Consider the following 22,039-nt stretch of genomic DNA (forward strand, 5'->3'; position numbering starts at 1 on the left):
CTTAGCTGAGGCGCTCGAGCACGTAGTCGATCGATGCGGTCAGGGCGCGCACGTCGTCGGGCTCGATGGCCGTGAAGGTGGCGATGCGCAGCTGGTTGCGACCCAGCTTGCGGTAGGGCTCCGTGTCAACAATGCCGTTCGCGCGCAGTGCGGCGGAGATCGCCGCGGCATCCACCGAATCGTCGAAGTCGATCGTGACGACCACCTGCGAGCGGTGGTCGGGGTTCGTGACGAACGGCGTGGCCACCGCGGTGCGCTCGGCCCAGTCGTACAGCACGGCCGAGGACTCGGCGGTGCGAGCCGCGGCCCAGGCCAGGCCACCCTGGCCATTGATCCAGCGCAGCTGCTCGTCCATCATGGCGAGCGGCGCGAGCGCCGGGGTGTTGAGCGTCTGGTTCTTCCGCGAGTTCTCAATCGCTCCTGCGAGGTTCAGCGTCTCGGGGATGTAGCGGCCCGAGGAGGTGACCCGCTCGATCCGCTCAATCGCGGCGGGCGAAACAAGCGCGAACCAGATGCCGCCGTCCGATGCGAAGTTCTTCTGCGGGGAGAAGTAGTACACGTCGGCCTGGGAAGCGTCGAAATCGATGCCGCCCGCTGCGCTCGTCGCGTCAACGACCGTCAGTGCGCCGGCATCGCCAGCAACGCGCTGCACCGGCGCCATGACGCCCGTGGAGGTCTCGTTGTGTGGGAACGCGTAGACGTCGATGCCCTCGGCGGGCGCGAACTCCGAGCGGGATCCCGCATCCGAGCTACGCACATCGGGTGCCTCGAGGAAGGGAGCTGCCGCAGCAGCCTTGCCAAACTTTGCGCCAAACTCGCCAAATGCGAGGTGCTGGCTGCGGCGCTCGATGAGCGAGTGCACGGCCGAATCCCAGAACGTGGTCGCGCCACCGTTCGCAAGCAGGATCTCGTAGCCCTCGGGGGCGCTGAACAGCTCTGCGAGCCCGGAGCGGACGCTGCCCACGAGGTCCTTCACGGGAGCCTGGCGGTGCGAGGTGCCCAGCACGCGCGGCTGCAGCGATGCGAGGAAATCGAGCTGCTCTGAGCGAACCTTCGAAGGGCCGCACCCAAAGCGGCCGTCGGCGGGCAAGAGGTCTGTGGGGATCGAGATGTCGGCCATGCGCAAGATTCTACCGGGGGAGTACACCGCAGTTTCACGGTACGCATGCCCTAAGCTGGTGGCCGGACTGATGAGAGGACGGCGATGACAGATCTGATCGACACGACGGAGATGTACCTTCGCACGATTCTGGAGCTCGAAGAAGAGGGCATCGTCCCGCTTCGTGCCCGGATCTCTGAGCGACTTGGTCACTCGGGCCCCACCGTCTCGCAGACTGTTGGCCGGATGGAGCGCGACGGTCTCGTGGTTGTGACGGACGATCGTCGCCTCGAGCTCACGGAGCCGGGTCGCACGAAGGCCGTTCGAGTGATGCGTAAGCACCGGATCGCGGAGCGGCTCCTCGCCGATGTGATTGGCCTCGAGTGGGCCTATGTGCACGAGGAAGCGTGCCGCTGGGAGCACGTGATGAGCGAGCGCGTCGAGCGCAAGCTGCTTGGCATGCTCGGCAACCCCACGGAATCGCCCTACGGGAACCCGATCCCGGGCCTCGAGGAGCTCGGCTCCACCCGCGCGGGCTCGTTCCAGACGGGTGTGACCGGTCTCGGTGACCTGCTGATCGACCCGGAGCTCGTGCTGCGTGCGCGGATCCGGCGCCTGGCCGAGCCCCTGCAGGTCGATCCCGAACTGCTTGAGCAGCTCGCGGCCGCGGGTGTGACACCCGGAAACCATGCTTCCTTCGCGCGACGTGGCGACACCGTTCACGTCGAGGTCGAAGGATCAAATGAAGCGATCGATCTTCCACTGGAAGTCGCCGCGCACATTTTCGTCTCGCAGTAGAGGCACCCCGCAATAGCGGTGACTCCCTCCGAATGGAGGGAGCCCGGCCTCGTGCTGCCCACAATGGAGTTGATAGACAGAGGAGTCCCTGGTGACATTGCCCACCCCCGAAGCGCATGTGCGCGACGTAACCGAAGTCGTTGAGCGCAGAAGCGCAGGCGAATCGGAATTTCTGCAGGCCGTTCGGGAGGTGCTGGACACACTCGCGCCGGTGCTCGCCGAGCACCCCGAGTTCATCGAGGGCGGCATTCTCGAGCGGCTGGTGGAGCCCGAGCGGCAGTACATTTTCCGGGTGCCGTGGACGGACGATCAGAACCGGGTGCAGGTGAACCGTGGTATCCGCGTGCAGTTCAACTCGGCGCTCGGGCCGTATAAGGGTGGGCTGCGGTTCCATCCTTCCGTGAACCTGTCGGTTATCAAGTTCCTCGGCTTCGAGCAGATTTTCAAGAACGCGCTCACCTCGCAGCGCATCGGTGGCGGCAAGGGCGGGTCGGACTTTGATCCGACCGGGAAGAGCGACGCCGAGGTCATGCGCTTCTGCCAGAGCTTCATGACCGAGCTGGTCCACCACATCGGCGAGCACACAGACATCCCCGCAGGCGACATCGGTGTGGGAGCCCGCGAGATCGGGTTCATGTTTGGCCAGTACCGTCGCATTACGCAGCGCTACGAGGCGGGCGTGCTCACCGGCAAAGGCGTCGGCTGGGGTGGCGCCGAGGTGCGCACCGAGGCCACAGGGTACGGCGCCGTGTTCTTTGCGGAGGAGATGCTCGCGCGGGCCAGCCAGGGCATCGAGGGCTACCGCGCTGTTGTCTCCGGATCCGGCAACGTCGCAACGTACGCGATTGAGAAGGTCGAGCAGCTCGGTGGCAAGGCGATCACCGCCTCCGACTCAAGCGGCTACATCGTCGATGAGGCAGGAATTGATCTGGATCTGCTGAAGCAGGTCAAGGGCGTGGAGCGTGCGCGCATCTCCGAGTATGCGGAGCGTCGACCGGGGTCGCACTATGTTGCGGGCGGCTCGGTGTGGGATGTCCCCGCGGAGCTTGCCTTCCCGTGCGCCACGCAGAACGAGCTCACTGGTGCGCACGCGCGCACGCTGATCTCAAACGGGGTTCGCGCCGTCACGGAGGGTGCGAACATGCCGACCACCCCCGACGCGGTCGAGGCGTTCCAGGGGGCCGGCGTGCTGTTTGCGCCGGGGAAGGCGGCCAACGCCGGTGGCGTCGCAACCTCCGCGCTCGAGATGAGCCAGAACGCTGCTCGATCCCGGTGGGATCGAGACAAGAGCGAGTCCCGTTTGCACGGCATCATGCGCGACGTCCACGAGGCGACGTACGACGCCTCGGAGCGCTACGGCAAGCCCGGTGACTACGTGCTCGGGGCGAACTCGGCCGCGTTTGTGCGCGTTGCGCAGGCAATGCTTGAGCAAGGCGTCATCTAAACAGCTGAGTTGCGCTACGCGTGGCCTGGGAATTTCGTTCGGGGTCGAACGAGTTCCAGGCCGCGCTGGCGCCTGGAACTGTTGAAATGACGCGGCTTGTGGCGGGTTCGTGACCTGAGCGTGACATTCCCGTGATCATCCGTTACTCTTGAACGGTCGCGTCTCGTACGAGGCGCCCCAGATGTACAACCCACAAGGTGAAGGCAGATTATTCTCGTGAATCACAACCCCAGTACTGAGGTCGCGGTTTCGGACAACGCTGCCCGTCCCACGCGGGCGCGGGCAAAGCGCGTCGGCCAGATGGTCGGAGCAGCAGTCCTGAGCCTGGGCCTGGTGGGAACCTTCGGGCTCCCCGCCTACGCCCTTGCGCCCGAGGTCGAGGGCCAGCCCGATGCAGACATCGCGCTGCAGCAGAACCTCGATACGCCCGAGGTCGCCGCGCAGATTTCGCCCGTCGTCGCGCTTGATGGCGAGATTGGCGCCGCAATCCTTGAGCAGGAGCGCAAGGACAAGGAAGCCGAGAAGAAGGCTGAAGCTGACGCGAAGAAGGCTGCTGAAGAGCAGGCTGCAACGCTGAACGGCACGAGCACCACGGGTGCAGCTGCCCCCGCTGAGGGCAAGAGCTCGGCAGACGTTCCCGCAGGCAAGGGCGCGCAGGGCCTCGTGGCTGCCGCGCTCGCGCAGGTGGGTGTCTCGCAGGACTGCACCGACCTCGTCCAGAACGCGCTCGCGGCCATTGGGCTCACCGAGCGTCGCGACCAGGGTGGCTACGACCACGGTGTCTCGGACTTCTACCGCTACGGCACCCCCGTCACCGATGGCAACTACGCCCCCGGCGACATCCTGATCTGGCCGGGCGCCCCCCACGTGGCCGTCTACATCGGCAACGGCCAGGCCGTGCACGGTGGCTGGCAGGGCAACCAGACGGTGGTCGCGGGCTACGCGTCGCCGAGCGCAACGCCGGACGTCATTCGTCTCGGCTAAGAGAGCTTTTCAGAGCGGGCGGGGTTTCGACCTCGCCCGCTCTGCGTTTTCTGCGCCGGTTTCTGTTGGGTCCTGTGCGCGCGATGCGGGGTATCTGACGTGCGCTAGACTCCCAAAGGTCGCCTACGCGCGGCTCCGCCCTGGTAGCTCAGTGGATAGAGCACTTCTCTCCTAAAGAAGGTGTCGGAGGTTCGATTCCTCTCCAGGGCACAAAACATCTGAACGGTATTTCGTGTGACGCGTTGCTTTTGTGCCCAGGCCTCTTCAAGTGCTTCACGAGAGAGATCTCTCAATATCACTCCCCAACGATCCTTGGGGTAGAGGTGTGACCCTAGAACTCTTACCACGCATCCCCGTCTTTCCTCTTCCCAAAGCGGAAACTGGGCTAGAAGCTCCTATCTCCGAGCAAGGAGAAGGAAGCGGGTCTCGCCCAGGGGGATGCCCGTTTCGGGAATCAGGTTGAGGGGCTGGCTCATGTCGCGCGCGAACGCGAGTTGGGATTGCAGTGAGAGTGATAGCCTCTTCCGGTTAGGAGTTCGCTGTCCCTTGTCTGTGTCGAGTGCTGCGAGTTCCCGGGAAACTGTTTCTGGGTGGTTGCCTTACCCACGCTGACGACGAGAAAGCAGATACAACAATATGCAGAATGGACTTTCTGGCGGGGGTGATCGCGCCGTCGACCATACCTCGAATCGCGCTGCTGGGGGACACTCGACAGCAAAGCTCGTCTCCTTGATCAGTGTCGCTGCGGTCAGCGGGTTGGTGCTCGGAGGCAGCGCCGGTGTCATGCTTGGGACAACGGCCCAATCCTCGGCAGGACATGAGACCGCGAAGTCAGACTCCTCGCAGGAGACTGATGCGACGCCGACCACGGGGCCCGTTGAAGAAGAACAAACTCCTTCCCCGGCGGTGAGTAAACGCGGAAACCTCATTAAGCGGGTAGGCGAACGTGGTGGTATCGGGGATAGTGAGCCGCTCGAAGTGGAGTTCCTGGTCACCGGAATCACGGTCGACCCTGAATGCACCGGGGAGTATCCTCAACCCTCAAAGAACGGCCACTTCGTAAAACTGGACTTTGAAGTGGCGACTTCGTCGGAAGCGCAGGGAGAATTCGGCTTCGCGTTCTGGAAATGGATTCGTCCCGACGGGACTACGGCCAACGCGGACCCCGGACAGGACGGCAATGGGTACATGTGCCTCGCTGCAGGTGAACAATTGCCCCACTACATTGGGCCTGGCGAGAGCGTCACCGGGAGCGTCGTCCTCGATGTCGCGGACCCTGAGGGCACCCTTGTCGCGCAGCCTGCCTACGCTGGAAGCACTGGTTCGTGGACCTGGGAATGGGCGGTGCCAGCTGGGTAGCTGAGAGTTAGTTCGGTCTGCGCAAAGGAGCGCTGTTCGCCTCGCCCTGTTCGCGCACGCAGGCGAGCACCACGCCCATCGCCATGAGCGTCGAGATGAGCGACGTGCCGCCCGCAGATACGAAGGGGAGTGGCACCCCGAGCACGGGGATGAAGCCGAGCACCACGGCGACATTCACCGCCATCTGTGCCGTGATCCACGCTGCAGCGCCGCCGAGGACAGCGACCGCGAACGGGTCGCGGCAGTGCCCCATGAGTGCAATGAGCACCGCCACCAGCGTGACGAACGCGAGCAGGATGACGCCTGCGCCCACCGCGCCCAGCTCCTCGCCAATGATGGCGAAGATGAAATCGGTCTCCGCCTCGGGGAGCCACGACCACTTCGCCGTTGAATTGCCGACGCCCGCCCCGAACACCCCGCCTCGGGCGAGCGCCCAGAACCCGTTCAGCGACTGCCAGCACACCCCCTGAGCGTGCTCCGTATCCGAGAGACAGTCGATCTCGATGAAGTGGATGATGCGCACCACCCGGTTCGGCTTGATGAGTGTCATCACGGCGATCCCGGCCGCGGCAAGGGCGGCGATGCCCGCGAGGAACCTCAACCGCACGCCGGAGAAGAACAGACAGCCGAACACAAGCGCCGTGATGATCATGAGCGTGCCAAGATCTCCGCCCAGCACGTTGATGAACATCGACAGCGCGACCACCGGCAGGATCGGAATGACCACGTGCCACCAGCGCCCGAGGAGCGGGAGCTTGGCGGCGAGCACGGTGGCCACCCACACGAGCAGCACGAACTTCATGAATTCCGCTGGCTGGGCGGAGATCGGGCCGAGACGCAACCAGTTGCGGTTGCCGCCGGCCTCGTACCCGAGCGGCGTGTACACGAGTAGCTGCAGGGTGAACCCGGCTCCCAGCAGCCACCAGGCCCGCCGGCGCAGCACGACGGTGGGGACTCGGCTGAGCACGACGAAGAGGGCGAGCCCGATCAACGCGTACGACCCCTGCCGAACAAACCCGGAAATGGGGTTCTGCCCGCCTGCGATTGCGGTGACCTGACTTGCCGACTGCACCATCACCACCCCGGTCAGGGTGAGAAACTGCACCACCCCGATGAGCGTGAGCGCAAGCTTTCTCAGCGGCCCGGGTCCCGGCGGCACGAGCGACCGTCGGGACCTGGGGTCCGCGGGGAGAACGACACGCTGCGTACGGCGGGCAAGCATGGTGCCCCTAGTTCACACAGGGAAGCGAGCCGGCGAGGATCGGTTCGTCCCACGAGTCGTACACCGCGAGGGGTTCGCCCGCTGCGCCTCGGCCACTGGGTACCTGTGCGGGAGCCTCATCCTCGGCGAGCTGGTTCGGCTCGTCCGTCTCGTCCAGATCCCCGTCGGTGATTGGCTTGTCGCCGGCCAGCGCATCGGGATTGTCCGCGGCGACCTCGGGCTCGAAGTAGGAGCCGTCGAGCACGGCAGCGACGACGCTCTGCACCTCGTCAATATCGACCGTGTTGACCGAGGCACCATCGATCGTCTCAAACCCGAGGATCGGCAGCGTGACGAACCGGGCGCCGCTCTTCGACGCTTCGAACGCGGTGCGCACGAAGGCGAGGATGTCGAAATCGGAGTCGAGAGCGACGTGATGCTGCGTGACATCGGCGAGCGCGAGCACGGTCTTCGGGTTCGTGAGCGTGCTGCGCTGCTTCAGGTTCGTCGCGAGGCTTGAGAGGAAGGCCTGCTGTCGGCGTGAGCGATCCAAATCAGTGAGGAACGGTCCGTCGAATCCGGTGTCTCGCCGCTGCCGCACGAAGCTCATCGCCTGCTCGGCGTCGAGCTCCTGCACTCCGGCCGTGAACTGGGCGCCCGAGTAGCTGTCTTCGGTCGCCTGGTTCAGGCAGACCGTCACGGGGGCGACGGCCTCGGCAACGTAGTAGAAGCCACCCATGGTCATCTCAACGAAATGGTCGATGCGCACATCGCCGAGGAAGTGCGACACCGTCTCGATCTGCGCCTGCCGACCGGCGCGGCGCGCATCCTGGTACGCCTCCTCGTCCGAGAACTCCTCATCCGAGTAGGCAATCTCGTTCATGCGCTCCTGCATCGCGAGCCCGTACGCCTCCTTGATCTTCGAGTGCGTCACCCCGAGCGGGGCCCCCACCAGCTCGACATAGTCGTCGCGCGGGATCGAGATCACGCTGGTCTGCGATCGATCCTCGGGGATGTGCAGCAGCATGAGCACGTTTGCGTTGTATCCGCCATCATCCGCGTTGCCGGCGTGGAGCGCTTCGTAGATTTCATCGGACAGTGGCTCGCCGTTCTGATCGACCCGCGAGTCCATGCCCATGATGAGGATGTTCTGCTCGCTCGTGTCTTCTTCGGGCTGTTCGACGAGCGGAAGCGCGAAGTCCGAGCGCACGATGCTGTCGGTGAAGTTCTTGAAGATGAGCGCTGCCACGGCGGCGCCCGCGCCGAGCACGAGCACGAGGCTCGCGGCAATCGTGGTGATGAGGCGACGCCGGCGAGACCAGCGACGTCTCGGCTGGGCTGCGTCGGCGGTAGCGAAATAGGGATCGTGCATGGAGGTTCCGTCCGTGTGGGGTGAGCTGCGATCGCGGCGCGGCAGAGCCGGGCCATCGTGAGTCACCGCGCGTCGAAGCGAAGCCTGCGTGGCGCACCCTCAGTGGGCGTGCGTGTCCGTGCGAGGGGCGGTGCTCAGACGCAGAGCAACGGCGGGGTAGTGGGCACCTCGAGCGTGGGGGTGAGTGGCATCAGCAGTCGCGAGAGGCGCTGGGTCTCGCCGCGTGAGAGCGTCGGGAGCGGAACGTCAACCGCCGGGAGCGAGGCACCCGCGTGCGAGAGCGGCAGCACGTGCGACGCTGCCCCATCTGGAGCAGGCTCGTCCGCGCCGGGCGCACGCACCATGGTCAGGTACAGGGTGCTCGCCTCCGCAGGCTGCGTGAGCGCAAGTGCCACATCCTTGCTCTCGATGAGCTCGGGGCGATCGCTCGGTGGCGCGATGCTCGGTGCGCTCTGCGGCGTCGCCTCAGGGCGCGGGGAGGGCACGCGCGGCGCCTCAATCTGCTCGGTGGCCTGTACCGGGGTGGCACCCGAGTGGGCGGCGTCCGCCTGCGCGAGGTCGATCATCCAGAACGCCGGCAGCAGCACCGCAAACGCGAGCAGCAGCGCCAGGGGAACGCGGTGCGTGTGTGCGCGCATCATGCTCCCATCAGATCTGGATCGGGGCCGAGCGCCCAGACGGTGAGCGATGCTAGCAGGGTTTGCTGGGCGGTTCTGGCGGCACCCGCGCCGAGCGGCACCCGCGCCGGGCGGCGGCTAGACGAGCCCGGTCTCCTGCGCCACGTGGATTGCGCGCGCCCGAGTCTCGACGTCGAGCTTCGTGAAAATGTGCGCGAGGTGGCTCTTCACGGTGGCCTCGGTGACGAACAGTGCGCGAGCCATTTCGCGGTTGGTGGCACCGGTGACGAGCAATTTCAGCACCTCGAGCTCGCGTGCGGTGAGCTTCGGCAGCGGGTTGCGCATTCCCTGGACCACGCGCGACGCGAGGCTCGGCGCGAGCACCGTTTCGCCGGCCGCGGTGCGCTGCACGGCGTCGATGATCGCCTCGGGCGGCATGTCCTTCAGGAGGTAGCCGGCCGCGCCGGCCTCGATCGCGCCAAGGATCTCGGCATCGCGGTCAAACGTGGTGAGGATGAGCACCGCGGGCGCGGGATCGAGCCGCCTCAGTTCGGCGGTGACGCCGATCCCGTCGAGCCCATCGCCGAGCCGCAGGTCGCACAGCACCACGGCAGGGGACAGGTGCGCCGCGAGTGTGATGGCCTCTTCCCCCGTGGCCGCCTCGCCCACCACCTGGATGCGCGGATCGGCGTCAAGCACAGCGCGCAGCCCGGTGCGCACGACGGGGTGGTCGTCGACGAGCAGAACGGTGACGGTCATCGGGGCTCCTCTGCCGGGGCAGGCGCGGTAGCGGTCGGCGCTGCGGCGGAATCGGGGCGTGGGATCGGGGCAGCGGTGAGCGGGAGGTACGCCGAGAGCGCGGTGCCGTCGCCGGGCGCGCTCTCGACCTCGAGCCCACCGCCGAGCTCGCGCAGGCGATCGCGCATGAAGCGCAGGCCATAGCTTGAGCCGCCGGCGCCCGCGCGTTCCCAGCTCGCCGCGTCAAAGCCACGCCCATCGTCGATGAGGTCGAGGCGCACCGCATCGCCCGCGTCGATCAGGCTGAGCACGGCACGCGAGGCCTCCGCGTGGAGGCGAACGTTCGCGAGCGCGGACTGCGCGGTGCGCAGCAGAGCGACCTCCGCGGCGGCGCCGAGCTGTGGGAGTGAATCGTCGACGTGCAATTCGGTGCGCACGCCGGTCTCGTCCTCGAACGCAGCGAGCAAACGACCGAGCGCCGCACCGAGCGCGCCCTCGTCGAGCTCGGCGGGCGAGAGCGCCGCGATGATTCGGCGCACGTCCCCCAGACTGTCGCCGGCCAGATCCTCGATGCGGGCGAGGGTGCGCAGGGCATCGTCGGGCGTCGCGGGTTCACGCTCCGCGTGCGCGAGCAAGCGGATGGACGAGAGCGATTGCGCGACAGTGTCGTGAATATCGCGCGCGAGGCGCGTGCGCTCAGCGACGGCGCCGGAGTGGCGCTGCGCGACCGCGAGCTCGTCCTGCAGCTCCGCCATCTCCTGTTGCGCGCGCGTGAGCGAGGCGACAAGGCGCTCGCGCTCGGCGGCATCACGCAGCAGTTCAAGGTAGCCGCGTGAGATGCCCAGCGCGAAGATACCGCCGATGAGGGGGCCAAACACGTTCGCGTAGCTCGTGGCGCCGTGGTGCACGAGCGGGCCGCCCACGACCACCGCGTACACGAGTGCCGAGAAGAGCAGCGCCCACCGGCCGGGGAGGAGGTGCCCGGCGAGCAGCCAGAGGAGAAAGGCGAGCCACACGAACTCTGCGGAGACCGCGACCGCGACGACCCAGATCACGGCGAGGCCGACGAGCCACCACGCGACCACGCCCGTGCCGCGCACGCGCGAGGGCAGCAGCGTGCCCGCGGTGTGCCAGGCGAGGATCGCGAGGCCGCAGATCAGCGCGACCGGGATCGCGACCCCGTCGCCGATCGCGCGGATCACGCCAATCGTGGTCAGCGCCGCGGCGATCACGTGCTGGCCGATCTGCATCGCGCGCACCGCGGGGCGCGGGGCGGTGCCCGGGGCCGCGTGGGGGAGTGGCGCGTTCACAATGCTCATGCCAGTCTCCTCCGTCCCCGTGGGGTTCTGGCCCCACACTATCCGAGCCGTCTGCACCCGTGGCTCCGCCTTTTGATTGATCTTTGCCCCGATCATGCGGTTTTCGGGTGACATCGAGATGAGTGCAGACGTACGCTGGCGCTATGAAATGGGAACAGCTCCTCCTGCGCATCGATCGGCTCGCGGGCGGGCGGGCCGCGGGTGAGCGGATCCCCGTCGCGGATCGGGATCATCCGCGCACCCGCCGCGCCTTTGGATGGATCTGGGCGCTCCTTGGGGTGGAGGTGCTGCTCGGGCTCGGCGCGGTCGTGGTGGCTGTCGTGATCGCCGGGTCGGGTGGTGCAGTGCCGTTCGCGGTGTGGATGCGCACCGTCGTGGTGCTCGGAATGACCGTGACGCTCTGCTACTTCACGTGGCGCGCCTCGCTCGGCTGGCGCTGGGCGTACCAGCGGCTGCGGCTCTTCGCGCAGATCTTTCCCGTGATCACCTTGGTCATGGCGGCGATCCCCGGCCTCTACCCGCTCTGGATGATCACGGAGCAGATCGTGTTCAGCCTCATCATGATCGGCATCGCTGATTTCCTGACGAGCGACCACATGCGCGCCGCGTTTCGGAAACCGGGCAGCGAGCCCAATCTGTCGACCGCTTCCGAGCCGACCACTCAGCCTTAACGCAGCGCGACGCGGCATTCGGCACAGAAACACCGACAACGCTACCCAGTGCCCTCTACGCAACACGGAGTTTTCGAATCCGGGCTACGGAGAACGCCGCGTTCGGGGCTACGGGCGCCGCTCGCGGGCCTACTCTAAAAGGACCACCAACCCCCGGTGGAGCGCGGATCCCCCAATCCGTGCGACACGAACTGCTCGATCCCCAGACCGCAATCATTCCCCCATTCGATCGTGTGTCTTGAGCAGATCCCCCTGAACTGTGTCGGCCGCATCCCCCATCACACGCGGCCGGCACAGTTGTTTTCTGGCAGGCGCCGCTATTTTCTGGCAGGAGCCGCCGTGCGGGTCGCTGGCGAGCGCCGTTAATTCGGCTCGGGGGAGCGCAGCAGCGCGGCGCGATCGGCAAGAAACGCAGCAAGCGTCTGCGCTCCGGACAGCGGTGCGCCGGCCCGCCACCGCACGCGCACCTCGCCGTCCGCGAGGCCGAGCGGCAGCGCCGAGTTCTCTGCCTCAAGCGCTGCGAGCGCGTCCGCATCGCCGAGCGGGATCGCGACGGCATCAAAGTTCACGGGCGCACCGCTCTCGAAGCCGCCCCGCAGCGCCGCCGCGGCGATCTCGCGGCGCTCCTCGCGGGACAACGACTGGTAGCCCGGGCGACCGCGCTCGGCTGCCCGGGTCGCGCGACCGGCGGCGTAGAGCGTGCCGTCAGTACCGAGGAGCAGGGTGCCCACGCGCCACACGCGGCCGAGTGAGCGCATGCGAGCGGGCCGAGTCCAGAGGAGCACGCGCCGGGGCGGCTCGAGCACGGCGAGATACTCAGCTTCGACGCCAGCCTGAGTGAGTGCGGCAGCGGTCTCCATGCACGCTGCAACAGCGCGCGCTGTTGCCCCGCTCTCCCGATCGTCCACCGTCACCCGGCCAGTGTAACCGGCACTAGAGTTGGTCTGATGAGCTCAGTGTCGACGCCCCAGCACTTCGGACGCAGCGCAACGATCCGCGCCATGCTCCTCGTGCTGATCGGATCCCTTGGTATGCAGTTCTCCGCCGTAATCGCGGTGGGGCTGTTCCCTGCATTTGGCGTGCTCGGCACGAGCGCACTGCGCATGCTGCTCGCCGCCGTGATCCTGCTCATCATCTTCCGCCCGCGGCTGCGTGGGCGCACCCGCCGCGAGTGGAGCGGAATCGTGCTCTACGGCGTTGCCATGGCCGCGATGAATGCGTTCCTGTACCTCGCGTTCGCTCGCCTGCCGCTCGGCATCGCGACCACAATTGACTTCCTTGGCCCCTGCCTCGTCGCGCTCGCGGCCTCCCGCCGTGCGCGCGAGGGGCTGCTCGCCGTCGTGGCGCTGCTCGGTGTCGCGCTGATCGCGGGCTTCGGCGGCGCGCTCGACCCGCTCGGCCTCATGTTCGCCGGGCTCGCGGGCGCCGCGTTTGGGCTCTACACGCTGCTCGCAGCGCGCGTGGGACAGTCCGACGGTGGCCTGCCGAGCGTCGCGCTGTCGGTGACCGTCGCGGCGATCCTCACACTGCCATTCTCCGCGCCCGTGGTGCCGCTCGTGCGCGTGGAGCACCTCATTCCACTGCTTGCGTCCGCGCTGCTCGGCACCGCGCTCGCGTTCACGGTCGACACGATCGCGGGCCGACTCACCTCGGCGCGTGTGCTCGGCGTCTTCTTTGCGTTCGATCCTGTTGTGGGCACGATTCTCGGCGCGCTGTTCCTGGACCAGATGCTCACCCCCATCGCGCTCGTCGGCATCATCCTGGTGGTCGCCGCGGGAGCCGGAATTGTGTGGCTCTCCGGCGGGCACGGGCCCGCTGCCCCGCCGCAGGACGAGCCGGCGACCCCGTAAGCTGTCGGCGTGACGACACAGCCGGGAACCGAGTCGCTCGAGATCGAGCGCAAGTACGAGATCGCGGTCGGGGCACCGCTGCCGAGCGCGGAGGAGTTCGCGGCAGCGGGCTTTGCCGCGGACGCGCCCGAAACCTTCGAGCTCGTCGCGCGCTACTACGACACGCCTGACGAGGACCTCGCACGGGCTGGCATTGCCGTGCGCGTGCGCGAGGGCGGCACTGACGCAGGGTGGCACGTGAAGCGACGCGAGCCGGGCGGCGTGCGCGAACAGCACTGGCCCCTCGAGACGCAACTGCCCGCGGGGTTGCTCGCAGAGCTCGCCGCGCGGATCGGCGTGGCCGCGGGATCCGTGCGGCCGCGCGCCGAACTGCTCACCGAGCGCACCGTTGTTGTGCTGCGGGATGTCCAGGGCCGCGCGCTCATCGAGCTCGCTGACGACCGCGTGCGCGCGACCGACCTCGCCGACGGGGTGCGGCGCGCCTGGCGGGAGTGGGAGGCAGAGCTCCTCCCAGGCGGAGTGGAACCGCACCTCGATGCGCTCGATCCCGTGCTGCGGGCGGCCGGGGCCAGCCCGTCCGCGAGCCCCGCAAAGATTGCGCGCGCGACGGGCAAGCTCGTGCAGATCGCCCGCGCGAAACAGGCCGATGCTGCCGTGATCGCTGCACTTGTGGAACTCGACGCCGATGATCAGGCGGCGGCGCGTACCCTGGACTCATGAGCAACCGAGCGAAGCCCAATAAGAACCGGAATGAGCGCGGGGCGGGCAAGAAGCAGGGCTCACAGAAGGGCTCGCAGCCGTCGCCTGAGGCGCGGCGCAAGCAGATCATTGTCGGCATCGTGATGGGCGCCATCATGGGCGTCGTCCTGGGCGCGCTCACCCAGTTCTGGCTGTGGCTCCCCGCCGGGCTCGCGATGGGGCTCGCCACGGGCGCCATCATGAAGCCGCCGGCTGAGTAACGGGCGGCGCGTGGCGGCTCCTGAAAAGAGGAGTCACCACGTGTAAACGCGAATGTCAATGTCATTTACATTCGCGTGATTCTGTGCAAGGATCGTCTCGGACATCGAAGACGAGGACCCCATGCACCAGACCATTTTTGAAACGAACCGACCGGCAGCGAAGATCGTCGAAGACTCGCTTGCCGACACGAAGCTCTCCTGCTTCTGGATCGACGACGTTGCCGACACCGCAGCGCGCTACCCCGCGCTCGCGGGCGATACGCGCGTGGACGATGCTGTGGTGGGCGGCGGCTACGCCGGCCTCTGGACCGCGATCAAGCTGAAGACGGAGCACCCCGAACGACGGGTGATCCTGCTCGAGGCGAAGCGCGTTGGCTGGGCGGCATCAGGCCGCAACGGCGGCTTCTGCGAGGCGAGCATCACTCACGGTGAGCCGAACGCTGAGGCACGCTGGCCCGAGGAGACCGGCGTGCTCGCTCGCCTCGGCTACGAGAACCTCGACGCGATGGAGCAGTTCATCGCGGACAACGGGCTCGACGTGGACTTCGAGCGCACCGGCCAGCTCTCCGTGGCGAACGCCCCGCACCAGGTCGAGTGGCTCGGCGAGAGCGAGGACCCCACGGTCGTCACGCTGAACGCCGAAGAAGTGCAGGCCCGCATCGCATCGCCGACTTTCCTGGGCGGCGAGTTCGCCCCGCGGGAGAATGCAAACCTGCACCCCGCGAAGCTGGCGGCAGAGCTTGCGCGCCACGCCGCGAAGATCGGCGTCGAGATCCACGAGCAGACGCCCGTGAAGCGCCTCGATGGGGGAGCGGATACTCCCGTGCAGCTCACCACCGAGCGCGGCACGGTCACCGCAGAGCGCGTGGCGCTCTGCACGAATGTGTTCCCCTCGCTGCTGAAGCGCTACCGCTTCCACACGGTTCCCGTGTACGACTACGTGCTCATGACCGAACCGCTGAGCGACGAGCAGCTCGCCTCGATCGGCTGGGACGGCCGGGAGGGTCTCGCCGACATGGCGAACCAGTTCCACTACTCGCGCCTCACGAAGGACAACCGGATTCTCTGGGGCGGCTACGACGCCGTCTACTACGCGGGCGGCAAGATCAAGCCCGAGTACGAGGACCGGATGGAGAGCCACCGCAAGCTTGCGAGCCACTTCTTCACGACCTTCCCGCAGCTCGCAGGCGTGAAGTTCACCCACCGCTGGGCCGGCGTCATCGACACGAGCACGCGCTTCTGCGCCTTCTTTGGCCAGGCGCTGGGCGGTCGCGTGCAGTACGTCGCTGGCTTCACAGGTCTGGGCGTGGGGGCCACCCACTTCGCGGCCGACGTGATTGTCGACCGCCTCGAGGGTCGGGTCACCGAGCGCACCGAGCTCAAGATGGTGAAGGACGTGCCGCTGCCGTTCCCGCCCGAGCCCGCCGCCTCGATCGGCATCAACCTCACCCGTTGGTCGCTCGACCGCGCGGATCACAACGAGGGCAAGCGCAACGTGCTGCTCAAGACGCTTGATGCGCTCGGCCTGGGTTTCGACTCGTGAGCGGCGTAGAGGAGAACATGGATCAGACAGCAGCGAACGAGAGCGCAGCGAACGAGGGTGCCCTGCCGAACGGCCGCAACGCAGCCGTGCACGCCGGGTCGATCCCGGTGGCGCTCGAGGCGGTGGAAGCCGCGGACGTCGTCTCGGGCGATCCCGCGCAGGGGATTGTTGAGCTCGGCGAGATCGGCGGCGCCGAGGCCGGCATCTGGGAGCTGCGCGGCGGCACCGTGACCGACACCGAGGTGGACGAACTGTTCGTGGTGCTCTCGGGTGGCGCGTCCATCGAGCTGCTCAGCGAGCCCGGCGTCGAGAGCGATCCCTCGGCCGATCCGCGCACGGTTGAGGTGGGCCCCGGCGACGTCATGCGCCTGGTCGCAGGCACCCGCACCCGCTGGACCGTACGCGACCACATCCGCAAGGTCTACATCGCGGGCTAACCCGCACGCGCGCTTGAACGCTCAGGGTCGGTGATCTTTTCGCACCGATCCTGAGCGTTCGCTGTATGATGATCGATTGGTCGCGCGCTCGCAGGGGCGGACGCGCAGCTCACTTCTGAACTGACCGCCCCATTGAAGGAGCCCGCATGGCGCTGCCCTGGAAACTGCACGGTGACGGAAAGCACGTTGCCCCCGACGCGATTGTGCTCCCGGAGGAGCGCCTGAGCTGGGGCCGCACGATCGGCTTCGGCGCACAGCACGTGGTCGCCATGTTCGGCGCGACCTTCCTGGTCCCGCTGCTCACGGGCTTCAGCCCCACGGCCACCCTCTTCTTCTCCGGCCTCGGCACGATGCTGTTCCTCTTGCTCACGGGCAACCGCCTGCCGAGCTACCTCGGTTCGTCGTTCGCGTTCATCGCGCCGATCCTTGCCGCCACCGCCGGCGGCGATGATCTCGGCCGCGCCTCCTTCGGTATCCTCGCGATCGGTGTGCTCATGGCCGTCGTCGGCCTCGTGGTGCACCGCTTCGGCACGGGCTGGATCAACGCGCTCATGCCGCCCGTCGTGATGGGCGCGATTGTTGCTCTCATCGGCTTCAACCTCGCACCGGCCGTGCGCAACAACTGGACCGGCAACCCCGGCGCAAACCCGGATGTCGATCAGGTGCTCTCCTCGTGGGTGGCGCTCGCAACGCTCGTCGCGATCCTGCTCATCACCGTGCTGTTCCGCGGCCTCATCGGCCGCCTCTCGATCGTGCTCGGCATGGCGGTCGGCTACATCATCGCGGTGGTCGCGGGTCTCGTGAACTTCGATGCGGTCGCTGAGGCCGACTGGGTGGGGCTGCCCCAGTTCCATGCGGTGGGCAACCCGTTTGCCGATCCCTCGCTGTGGGGCCTCCTCCCGGCCTTCCTGCCTGTCGTGCTCGTGCTCATCGCCGAGAACGTGGGGCACGTGAAGAGCGTGGGCCTCATGGTGAACCGCGACCTCGACGGCGTGACGGGCCGTGCGCTCCTCGCCGACGGACTCTCGACCATGCTCGCCGGCTTCGGCGGTGGCTCGGGCACCACGACCTACGGTGAGAACATCGGCGTGATGGCCGCGACCCGCGTCTACTCGACGGCCGCGTACTGGGTCGCCGGCACCATCGCCGTGCTGCTCAGCTTCTCGCCTAAGGTGGGCGCCGTGATCTTCTCGGTGCCGCCGGCGGTGCTCGGCGGCGTGACCGTCGCGCTCTACGGCCTCATCGGCCTCATCGGTGTGAAGATCTGGATCGACAACAAGGTCGACTTCTCGAAGCCGATCAACCAGTTCTCGGCCGCCGTGCCGCTCATCGTGGGCATCGCAGACTTCACGATTCAGTTCGGCTCGGTGGTGTTCAACGGCATCGCGCTCGGCACGATCGCGGCGATCGGCGTCTACCACCTCATGCGCGTGCTCGCGAAGGCGCGCGGTGGCGAAATGCAGCTCGCGGACCCCGTCGTCACGGGCCCGGCAGCCGACGACGCGAGCTAGCGCGTTCGATCCCGCGCCATCAGCGCATTCACAGCGCATCCGCAGCCGACGAAACTCCGTTGCGGATGCGCTGTTTTGCTGTTTCAGCGCCTAGGGTGGCGGTGTGTGGAGTGTAGACCGACGTCGGCGACCCGAATCGGGTGGCGACGATAATGAGACCGTAGAGGTCACCGCTGAGGCGGTGCCGCCCCAGGACGAGGGCGCGGTCCCGGCTGCCCCCGCCCCCGAGGCTCCCCGCGCCCCCGAGCGCGATCTGACGGCCCAGCTCACCGGGCCGGTGTCACTCGTCGACGCGTACGCGGACGAGCACGCCGACTGGCGCCGCGACGCCGCGCGCATCGGCGGCCGCAACCCGCTGCTGCACTTCGATGACCGACCCGCCAACCGGATTGAGCTCTCGACCACCCACCCGGGCGGATTGCCGCAGTTCATCACGGGTAACAAGATCCTGCTCTCTGCCCTGATTCGCGACGACCTCGCGCTCCGCCACGCGCGCGCCGCCGCTGGGCGCGTGACCGACAAGGCGATCGAGATGCGGACGGTGCGCGGACTCGAGACCGTTCACCTCGGTGTGGGCATCGCGAAGTGGACGTTCGAAGGCGAGGAGTTTTGCGCCCCCGTGCTGCTGCGTCCCCTCGCTATTCGCCGCTATGGCCGCGACTTCGAGCTCAAGCTGAAGCAGTTCCCATCGGTGAACGAGGAGCTGATCCGTGCGCTGCGCGAACAGTTCGGCATCACGCTTGATGCGCGCGCACTGGTCGAGCTGTCGCAGTCCGAGGGTGTGTTCAAGCCCCAGCCCGTGATCGACCGCGTGCGCCAGACCGTCGCCGGGGTCTCTGGGTTTGTGGTGCAGCCGCGCCTCGTCGTGTCCTCGTTCCACTCGGTGGCGCAGGGCATGGTCGGTGCGGTGAAGGATCTCGACTCGCCGATTCTCGCGGCTGTGTGTGGCAGCGAGCCGGCGCGTGAGCAGCTCGCGAAGGCCTACCGGCCCGTGAGCGCGACCGCGCCCGACGAGCGCTCGCCCGACGTGGACCGGCACCTGTACGACGCCGATGCCGAGCAGGACGATGTGCTTGCGCAGATCGACGCCGGCCACTCGGTCGTCGTGCACACGCTGCCCGGCACGGGCGGCACGCAGACCGTGGTCAACGCGATCGGTAGCCTTGCCCGCGACGGGAAGCGCGTGCTCGTCGTGTCGCCCCGCCGGGCGACGCTCGACGGGATTTCGCACCGCCTGACGCGCGCAGGCCTCGCCGGCCTCTCGGTCGGCCCGCGCCGTGTGCGCCGCAACCTCGTTGAGTCGATTAGTCGCAACGAGAACGCGCGCGCCGAGCAGCTGGGTGAAGTCGATGCTGCGCTGATCCGCCTCCGCGGGGTGCTGCGCGACTACCGCGGTGCACTCTCGACCGCGGACCCGCGCTACGGGGTCTCGCCGCTCGACGCCCTCCGTCGTTTGACGCGGCTCGCCCAGAGCGAGCGTCCGCCGCACACGACCGTGCGGCTCGATGATCACGCCCTCGGCCAGCTGACGCTTGATCGCAGCGCGATGGCGGAGGACCTCACAGAGGTCGCGCGCCTCGGCCAGTTCCAGTACGGGCCCGAGGATTCGCCCTGGTACGGCGTGAGCTTCTCCACGACGGAGGAGGCCCGCACCGCGTACGGCACCGCAGTCGATCTCGCCGAGGCGCAGCTGCCCCGCCTGATCTCGATGGCCAACGAGGTGATTGGCCAGACGTCAATGCGCCCATACGAGACGATCGCCGAGCTTGGGGTTTATCTCCGGCTGCTCATGGGCATCCGCGATACGCTCGACCGCTTCACCCCGTCGGTGTACGACCGCTCGCTGACCGAGGTCATCGCGGCGCACGCGCCGCGCGGCTCGGACGAGATGACGGCCGCGAACAAGCGTCGCCTGCGCAAGCTCGCCCGCGAGTACGTGCGCCCCGGCGTGCACATCACGGACATGTACTCGCGCCTCGTGCAGATCCAGCAGCAGCGCGTGCTCTGGCAGCGCTACACGACTGTGGTCGGCGCCCGCCCCGAGGTGCCGCTCGGTATCTCTGACGTGGTCGTGGCGTTCCAGTCCGCCTACCAGGATCTCGATGAGCTCGATCGGGTGCTCGGCGTTGCGAGCGATCCCGATCGGCTGAAGAACCGCACCCTCGGATCGCTCGCGAGCCGCATCTCCGACCTCGCCCGCGAGTCCGAGGTGCTGCAAAACATTCAGGAGCGCACGAAGATCGTGGAGCGCATGCGCGCCGCGCACCTCGAGCCGCTGCTCGACGACCTCTCGGCGCGCCACGTGCCCGCCGAGGACGTCGCCTCTGAGCTGGAACTCGCCTGGTGGCAGTCGGCGCTCGAGCGGATGTTGCACACGAACCCCGCGCTGCTCAGCGCGAACACTGGCGTGCTCGAGCGGCTCGAGGCCGATTTCCGCCTCGTCGACGATGCGCATGCCGGCGCGAACGGCGCGCTCCTCGCTGCGAGCTTGGCCGATGCGTGGCGCGTTGCCGTGCTCGACCACAAGCAGGAGGCGCTCGCGATGCGCGAGGCGCTGCGCCGCCCCGACGTGACCGTCGCCCAGCTCGCACAGGGCGCCCCTCACCTGCTCAGCGTGCTCGCCCCGGTCTGGACGATGTCGCCGTACGAGGTTGCAGAGCTGCCCGACAGCATGCGTTTCGACACTGTGCTGCTCGTCGATGCGGGAGCCACGACCCTCGTGGAGAACCTCGGTGCCATCCGTCGCGCTCAGCAGGTCGTGGCCTTCGGCGACACGATGACGCAGACGCCCGCGCACTTCGAACTGTCGGTTGGCGCCCCGGTGCCGGAGGCGGCATCCGATCCTGCGGAGGCCGACGCCCTGCACCGCAGCTCGGCGTTCGCCGCGCTCGGCGAGGTGCTGCCGACGCTCACGCTGACGCGCAGCTACCGCGCCGGCGGCGAAGACCTCACACAGCTCGTCAACACGCGCTTCTACGGCGAGGCGATCCAGACCCTGCCCTGGGCGGGCAGCTTCCTCGGACACTCGAGCCTCACGTACGAGTTTGTGAGCGGCGGCCAGGGCCTGCCGGACCAGCAGACCGGTGCCGTGGAGAGCACGGACGCCGAGGTCGAGCGCGTGGTGCAGCTGGTGCTCCAGCACGCGAGCGATCGCGCCGGTGAGTCGCTCATGGTCATCACGGCGAGCGAACGCCACGCGGTGCGCGTGTACCAGGCCGTGCTGCAGGCGTTCTCGAAGTTCCCGCAGTACCGCGAGTTCTTGCTCGGGGATCGTGCGGAGCCCTTCGCGGTGATGACGCTCGAGCAGGCGACCGCGCAGAGCCGCGATCGCGTGATCTTCTCGATCGGCTACGGCCGCACCCCGCACGGGCGCGTGCTCTCCAACTTTGGCGGCCTCGGTCGCCCGGGCGGCGAACGCCTGCTCGCGGTCGCAATGACCCGCGCCCGCCGCGCGATGACCATCGTTAGCTGCTTCAAGCCGAAGGACCTCGACTCCGCGCGCATCAAGCACGGCGTCGTGGAGCTCGCCGAGCTGCTCGCACTCGAGCACCCGGCACCCGAGCCGCCCGCGCTCCCCGCCGAGCGCGATCCCATGATCGGCGAGCTCGCCGACCGCTTGGAAGCGCTCGGGCTCACGGTTGCGCTCGACTACCGCGGCGCGATTCCGCTTGCCGCGTCGTACGACGGCCGCGCGATCGCGATCGATGTTGACCTGGGTGACGGTTCGGAGAGCCTGCGCGATACGCTGCGTCTCCGCCCGGCCGTGCTGCGCCGCCTCGGCTGGCACTACCACCGAGTCCAGAGCTTCGACTTGTTCTCCGACCCCGACGAGGCCGCGCGCCGCATCGCCCGCACCCTCGGAATCGAGGCGGGGGAGCTCGCCGCGGATCAGGCGTGACCGATACCGACCCGGCGGCGGAGTCTCGCCCGCAGCGTCGCTCGCGCCGGGCGCAGCGGCCCGCTCCCTCGGGAGTGGATCCGCGCCCGTCGGAGCACGCGCTCAACGCGCGAGCCGGCGAGGATCGCGCGGAGGGCTGGGGGGACACGGCTTCTGGTGCGGACGGCACTGCCGAGCGCGCCAACGAAGCACGGTTGAAGCGCGATCGCCCGCCGCACTGGGGCTAGCGGGAGCGCGAC

General features: G+C 67.8%; 20 protein-coding genes and 1 tRNA gene. 14 read left to right on the top strand and 7 right to left on the bottom strand.

Features of this window, described 5'->3' with window-relative positions; genetic code table 11:
* Window position 1 precedes the first annotated feature (1 nt).
* Complete coding sequence (gene serC / locus D3226_RS02715; protein ID WP_202380869.1) at window positions 2-1,120, bottom strand: phosphoserine transaminase; 1,119 nt, start codon at window positions 1,118-1,120, stop codon at window positions 2-4.
* A gap of 84 nt (window positions 1,121-1,204) precedes the next feature.
* Here serC and D3226_RS02720 point away from each other — a divergent pair, with 84 nt between their 5' ends.
* The 5 genes from D3226_RS02720 to D3226_RS02740 all read left to right on the top strand — a co-directional run bounded on the left by D3226_RS02720 (window position 1,205) and on the right by D3226_RS02740 (window position 5,684).
* Window positions 1,205-1,897 (top strand): iron-dependent transcriptional repressor DtxR, encoded by a 693-nt coding sequence (locus D3226_RS02720; protein ID WP_202380870.1) that lies wholly within the window; start codon window positions 1,205-1,207, stop codon window positions 1,895-1,897.
* Between the two features lie 91 nt (window positions 1,898-1,988).
* Complete coding sequence (gdhA, locus tag D3226_RS02725; RefSeq protein ID WP_202380871.1) at window positions 1,989-3,341, top strand: NADP-specific glutamate dehydrogenase; 1,353 nt, start codon at window positions 1,989-1,991, stop codon at window positions 3,339-3,341.
* A gap of 216 nt (window positions 3,342-3,557) precedes the next feature.
* Window positions 3,558-4,325 (top strand): NlpC/P60 family protein, encoded by a 768-nt coding sequence (locus D3226_RS02730; protein ID WP_202380872.1) that lies wholly within the window; start codon window positions 3,558-3,560, stop codon window positions 4,323-4,325.
* Window positions 4,326-4,462: 137 nt separating this feature from the next.
* Window positions 4,463-4,535: transfer RNA gene (locus D3226_RS02735), tRNA-Arg, on the top strand.
* A gap of 519 nt (window positions 4,536-5,054) precedes the next feature.
* Window positions 5,055-5,684 carry a hypothetical protein gene (locus D3226_RS02740; protein ID WP_202380873.1) on the top strand — a complete coding sequence of 210 codons (630 nt, stop codon included), beginning with the start codon at window positions 5,055-5,057 and terminating at the stop codon, window positions 5,682-5,684.
* A 7-nt stretch (window positions 5,685-5,691) separates the two neighbouring features.
* On the opposite strand, the gene D3226_RS02745 is transcribed toward D3226_RS02740, so the two are convergent.
* The 5 genes from D3226_RS02745 to D3226_RS02765 form a co-directional block, all read right to left on the bottom strand.
* On the bottom strand, window positions 5,692-6,906 hold the full coding sequence (locus tag D3226_RS02745; RefSeq protein ID WP_202380874.1) for a peptidoglycan glycosyltransferase FtsW: 1,215 nt from the start codon (window positions 6,904-6,906) through the stop codon (window positions 5,692-5,694).
* 7 nt (window positions 6,907-6,913) lie between these two features.
* Complete coding sequence (locus tag D3226_RS02750) at window positions 6,914-8,257, bottom strand: LCP family protein (RefSeq protein WP_202380875.1); 1,344 nt, start codon at window positions 8,255-8,257, stop codon at window positions 6,914-6,916.
* Between the two features lie 134 nt (window positions 8,258-8,391).
* Window positions 8,392-8,898 carry a flagellar biosynthesis protein FlhF gene (locus D3226_RS02755; protein WP_202380876.1) on the bottom strand — a complete coding sequence of 169 codons (507 nt, stop codon included), beginning with the start codon at window positions 8,896-8,898 and terminating at the stop codon, window positions 8,392-8,394.
* A gap of 114 nt (window positions 8,899-9,012) precedes the next feature.
* A complete protein-coding gene (locus D3226_RS02760) occupies window positions 9,013-9,633 on the bottom strand; it encodes a response regulator (protein WP_202380877.1) in 621 nt (206 codons plus the stop codon).
* A complete protein-coding gene (locus tag D3226_RS02765; protein ID WP_202380878.1) occupies window positions 9,630-10,931 on the bottom strand; it encodes a sensor histidine kinase in 1,302 nt (433 codons plus the stop codon). The genes D3226_RS02760 and D3226_RS02765 overlap by 4 nt, the downstream gene beginning before the upstream one ends.
* A gap of 143 nt (window positions 10,932-11,074) precedes the next feature.
* On the opposite strand from D3226_RS02765, the gene D3226_RS02770 reads away from it, so the two are divergent.
* The gene (locus D3226_RS02770; RefSeq protein WP_202380879.1) at window positions 11,075-11,602 is read left to right on the top strand and encodes a hypothetical protein; all 528 of its coding nucleotides are present in this window, start codon (window positions 11,075-11,077) and stop codon (window positions 11,600-11,602) included.
* A 362-nt stretch (window positions 11,603-11,964) separates the two neighbouring features.
* Here D3226_RS02770 and D3226_RS02775 read toward each other — a convergent pair whose 3' ends face one another.
* On the bottom strand, window positions 11,965-12,516 hold the full coding sequence (locus tag D3226_RS02775; RefSeq protein ID WP_337248879.1) for a hypothetical protein: 552 nt from the start codon (window positions 12,514-12,516) through the stop codon (window positions 11,965-11,967).
* 33 nt (window positions 12,517-12,549) lie between these two features.
* Between D3226_RS02775 and D3226_RS02780 the strand changes: the two genes are divergently transcribed.
* From D3226_RS02780 to D3226_RS02815, 8 genes are all read left to right on the top strand, one after another.
* Entirely contained in the window at window positions 12,550-13,452 is a 903-nt protein-coding gene (locus tag D3226_RS02780; protein WP_237462206.1) for an EamA family transporter, read from the top strand.
* Between the two features lie 9 nt (window positions 13,453-13,461).
* On the top strand, window positions 13,462-14,172 hold the full coding sequence (locus D3226_RS02785) for a CYTH domain-containing protein (RefSeq protein WP_202380880.1): 711 nt from the start codon (window positions 13,462-13,464) through the stop codon (window positions 14,170-14,172).
* Window positions 14,169-14,411 carry an HPP family protein gene (locus D3226_RS02790; protein ID WP_237462207.1) on the top strand — a complete coding sequence of 81 codons (243 nt, stop codon included), beginning with the start codon at window positions 14,169-14,171 and terminating at the stop codon, window positions 14,409-14,411. Before D3226_RS02785 ends, D3226_RS02790 begins: the two co-directional genes overlap by 4 nt.
* A 121-nt stretch (window positions 14,412-14,532) precedes the next feature.
* Window positions 14,533-15,954, top strand: coding sequence for an NAD(P)/FAD-dependent oxidoreductase (locus tag D3226_RS02795; RefSeq protein WP_202380881.1), 1,422 nt, complete (start codon window positions 14,533-14,535; stop codon window positions 15,952-15,954).
* A gap of 17 nt (window positions 15,955-15,971) precedes the next feature.
* Window positions 15,972-16,391: a cupin domain-containing protein gene (locus D3226_RS02800; protein ID WP_202380882.1), complete on the top strand. Its 420-nt coding sequence runs from the start codon at window positions 15,972-15,974 to the stop codon at window positions 16,389-16,391.
* Between the two features lie 146 nt (window positions 16,392-16,537).
* Window positions 16,538-17,902 (top strand): uracil-xanthine permease family protein, encoded by a 1,365-nt coding sequence (locus D3226_RS02805; protein ID WP_202380883.1) that lies wholly within the window; start codon window positions 16,538-16,540, stop codon window positions 17,900-17,902.
* A gap of 181 nt (window positions 17,903-18,083) precedes the next feature.
* On the top strand, window positions 18,084-21,800 hold the full coding sequence (locus D3226_RS02810; protein WP_202381507.1) for an AAA family ATPase: 3,717 nt from the start codon (window positions 18,084-18,086) through the stop codon (window positions 21,798-21,800).
* Window positions 21,797-22,027, top strand: coding sequence for a hypothetical protein (locus D3226_RS02815; protein WP_202380884.1), 231 nt, complete (start codon window positions 21,797-21,799; stop codon window positions 22,025-22,027). Before D3226_RS02810 ends, D3226_RS02815 begins: the two co-directional genes overlap by 4 nt.
* The last annotated feature ends 12 nt before the right edge of the window (window positions 22,028-22,039 follow it).

Origin of the sequence: Leucobacter chromiireducens subsp. chromiireducens, assembly GCF_016758255.1 — a bacterium.
GTDB lineage: Bacteria > Actinomycetota > Actinomycetes > Actinomycetales > Microbacteriaceae > Leucobacter > Leucobacter chromiireducens.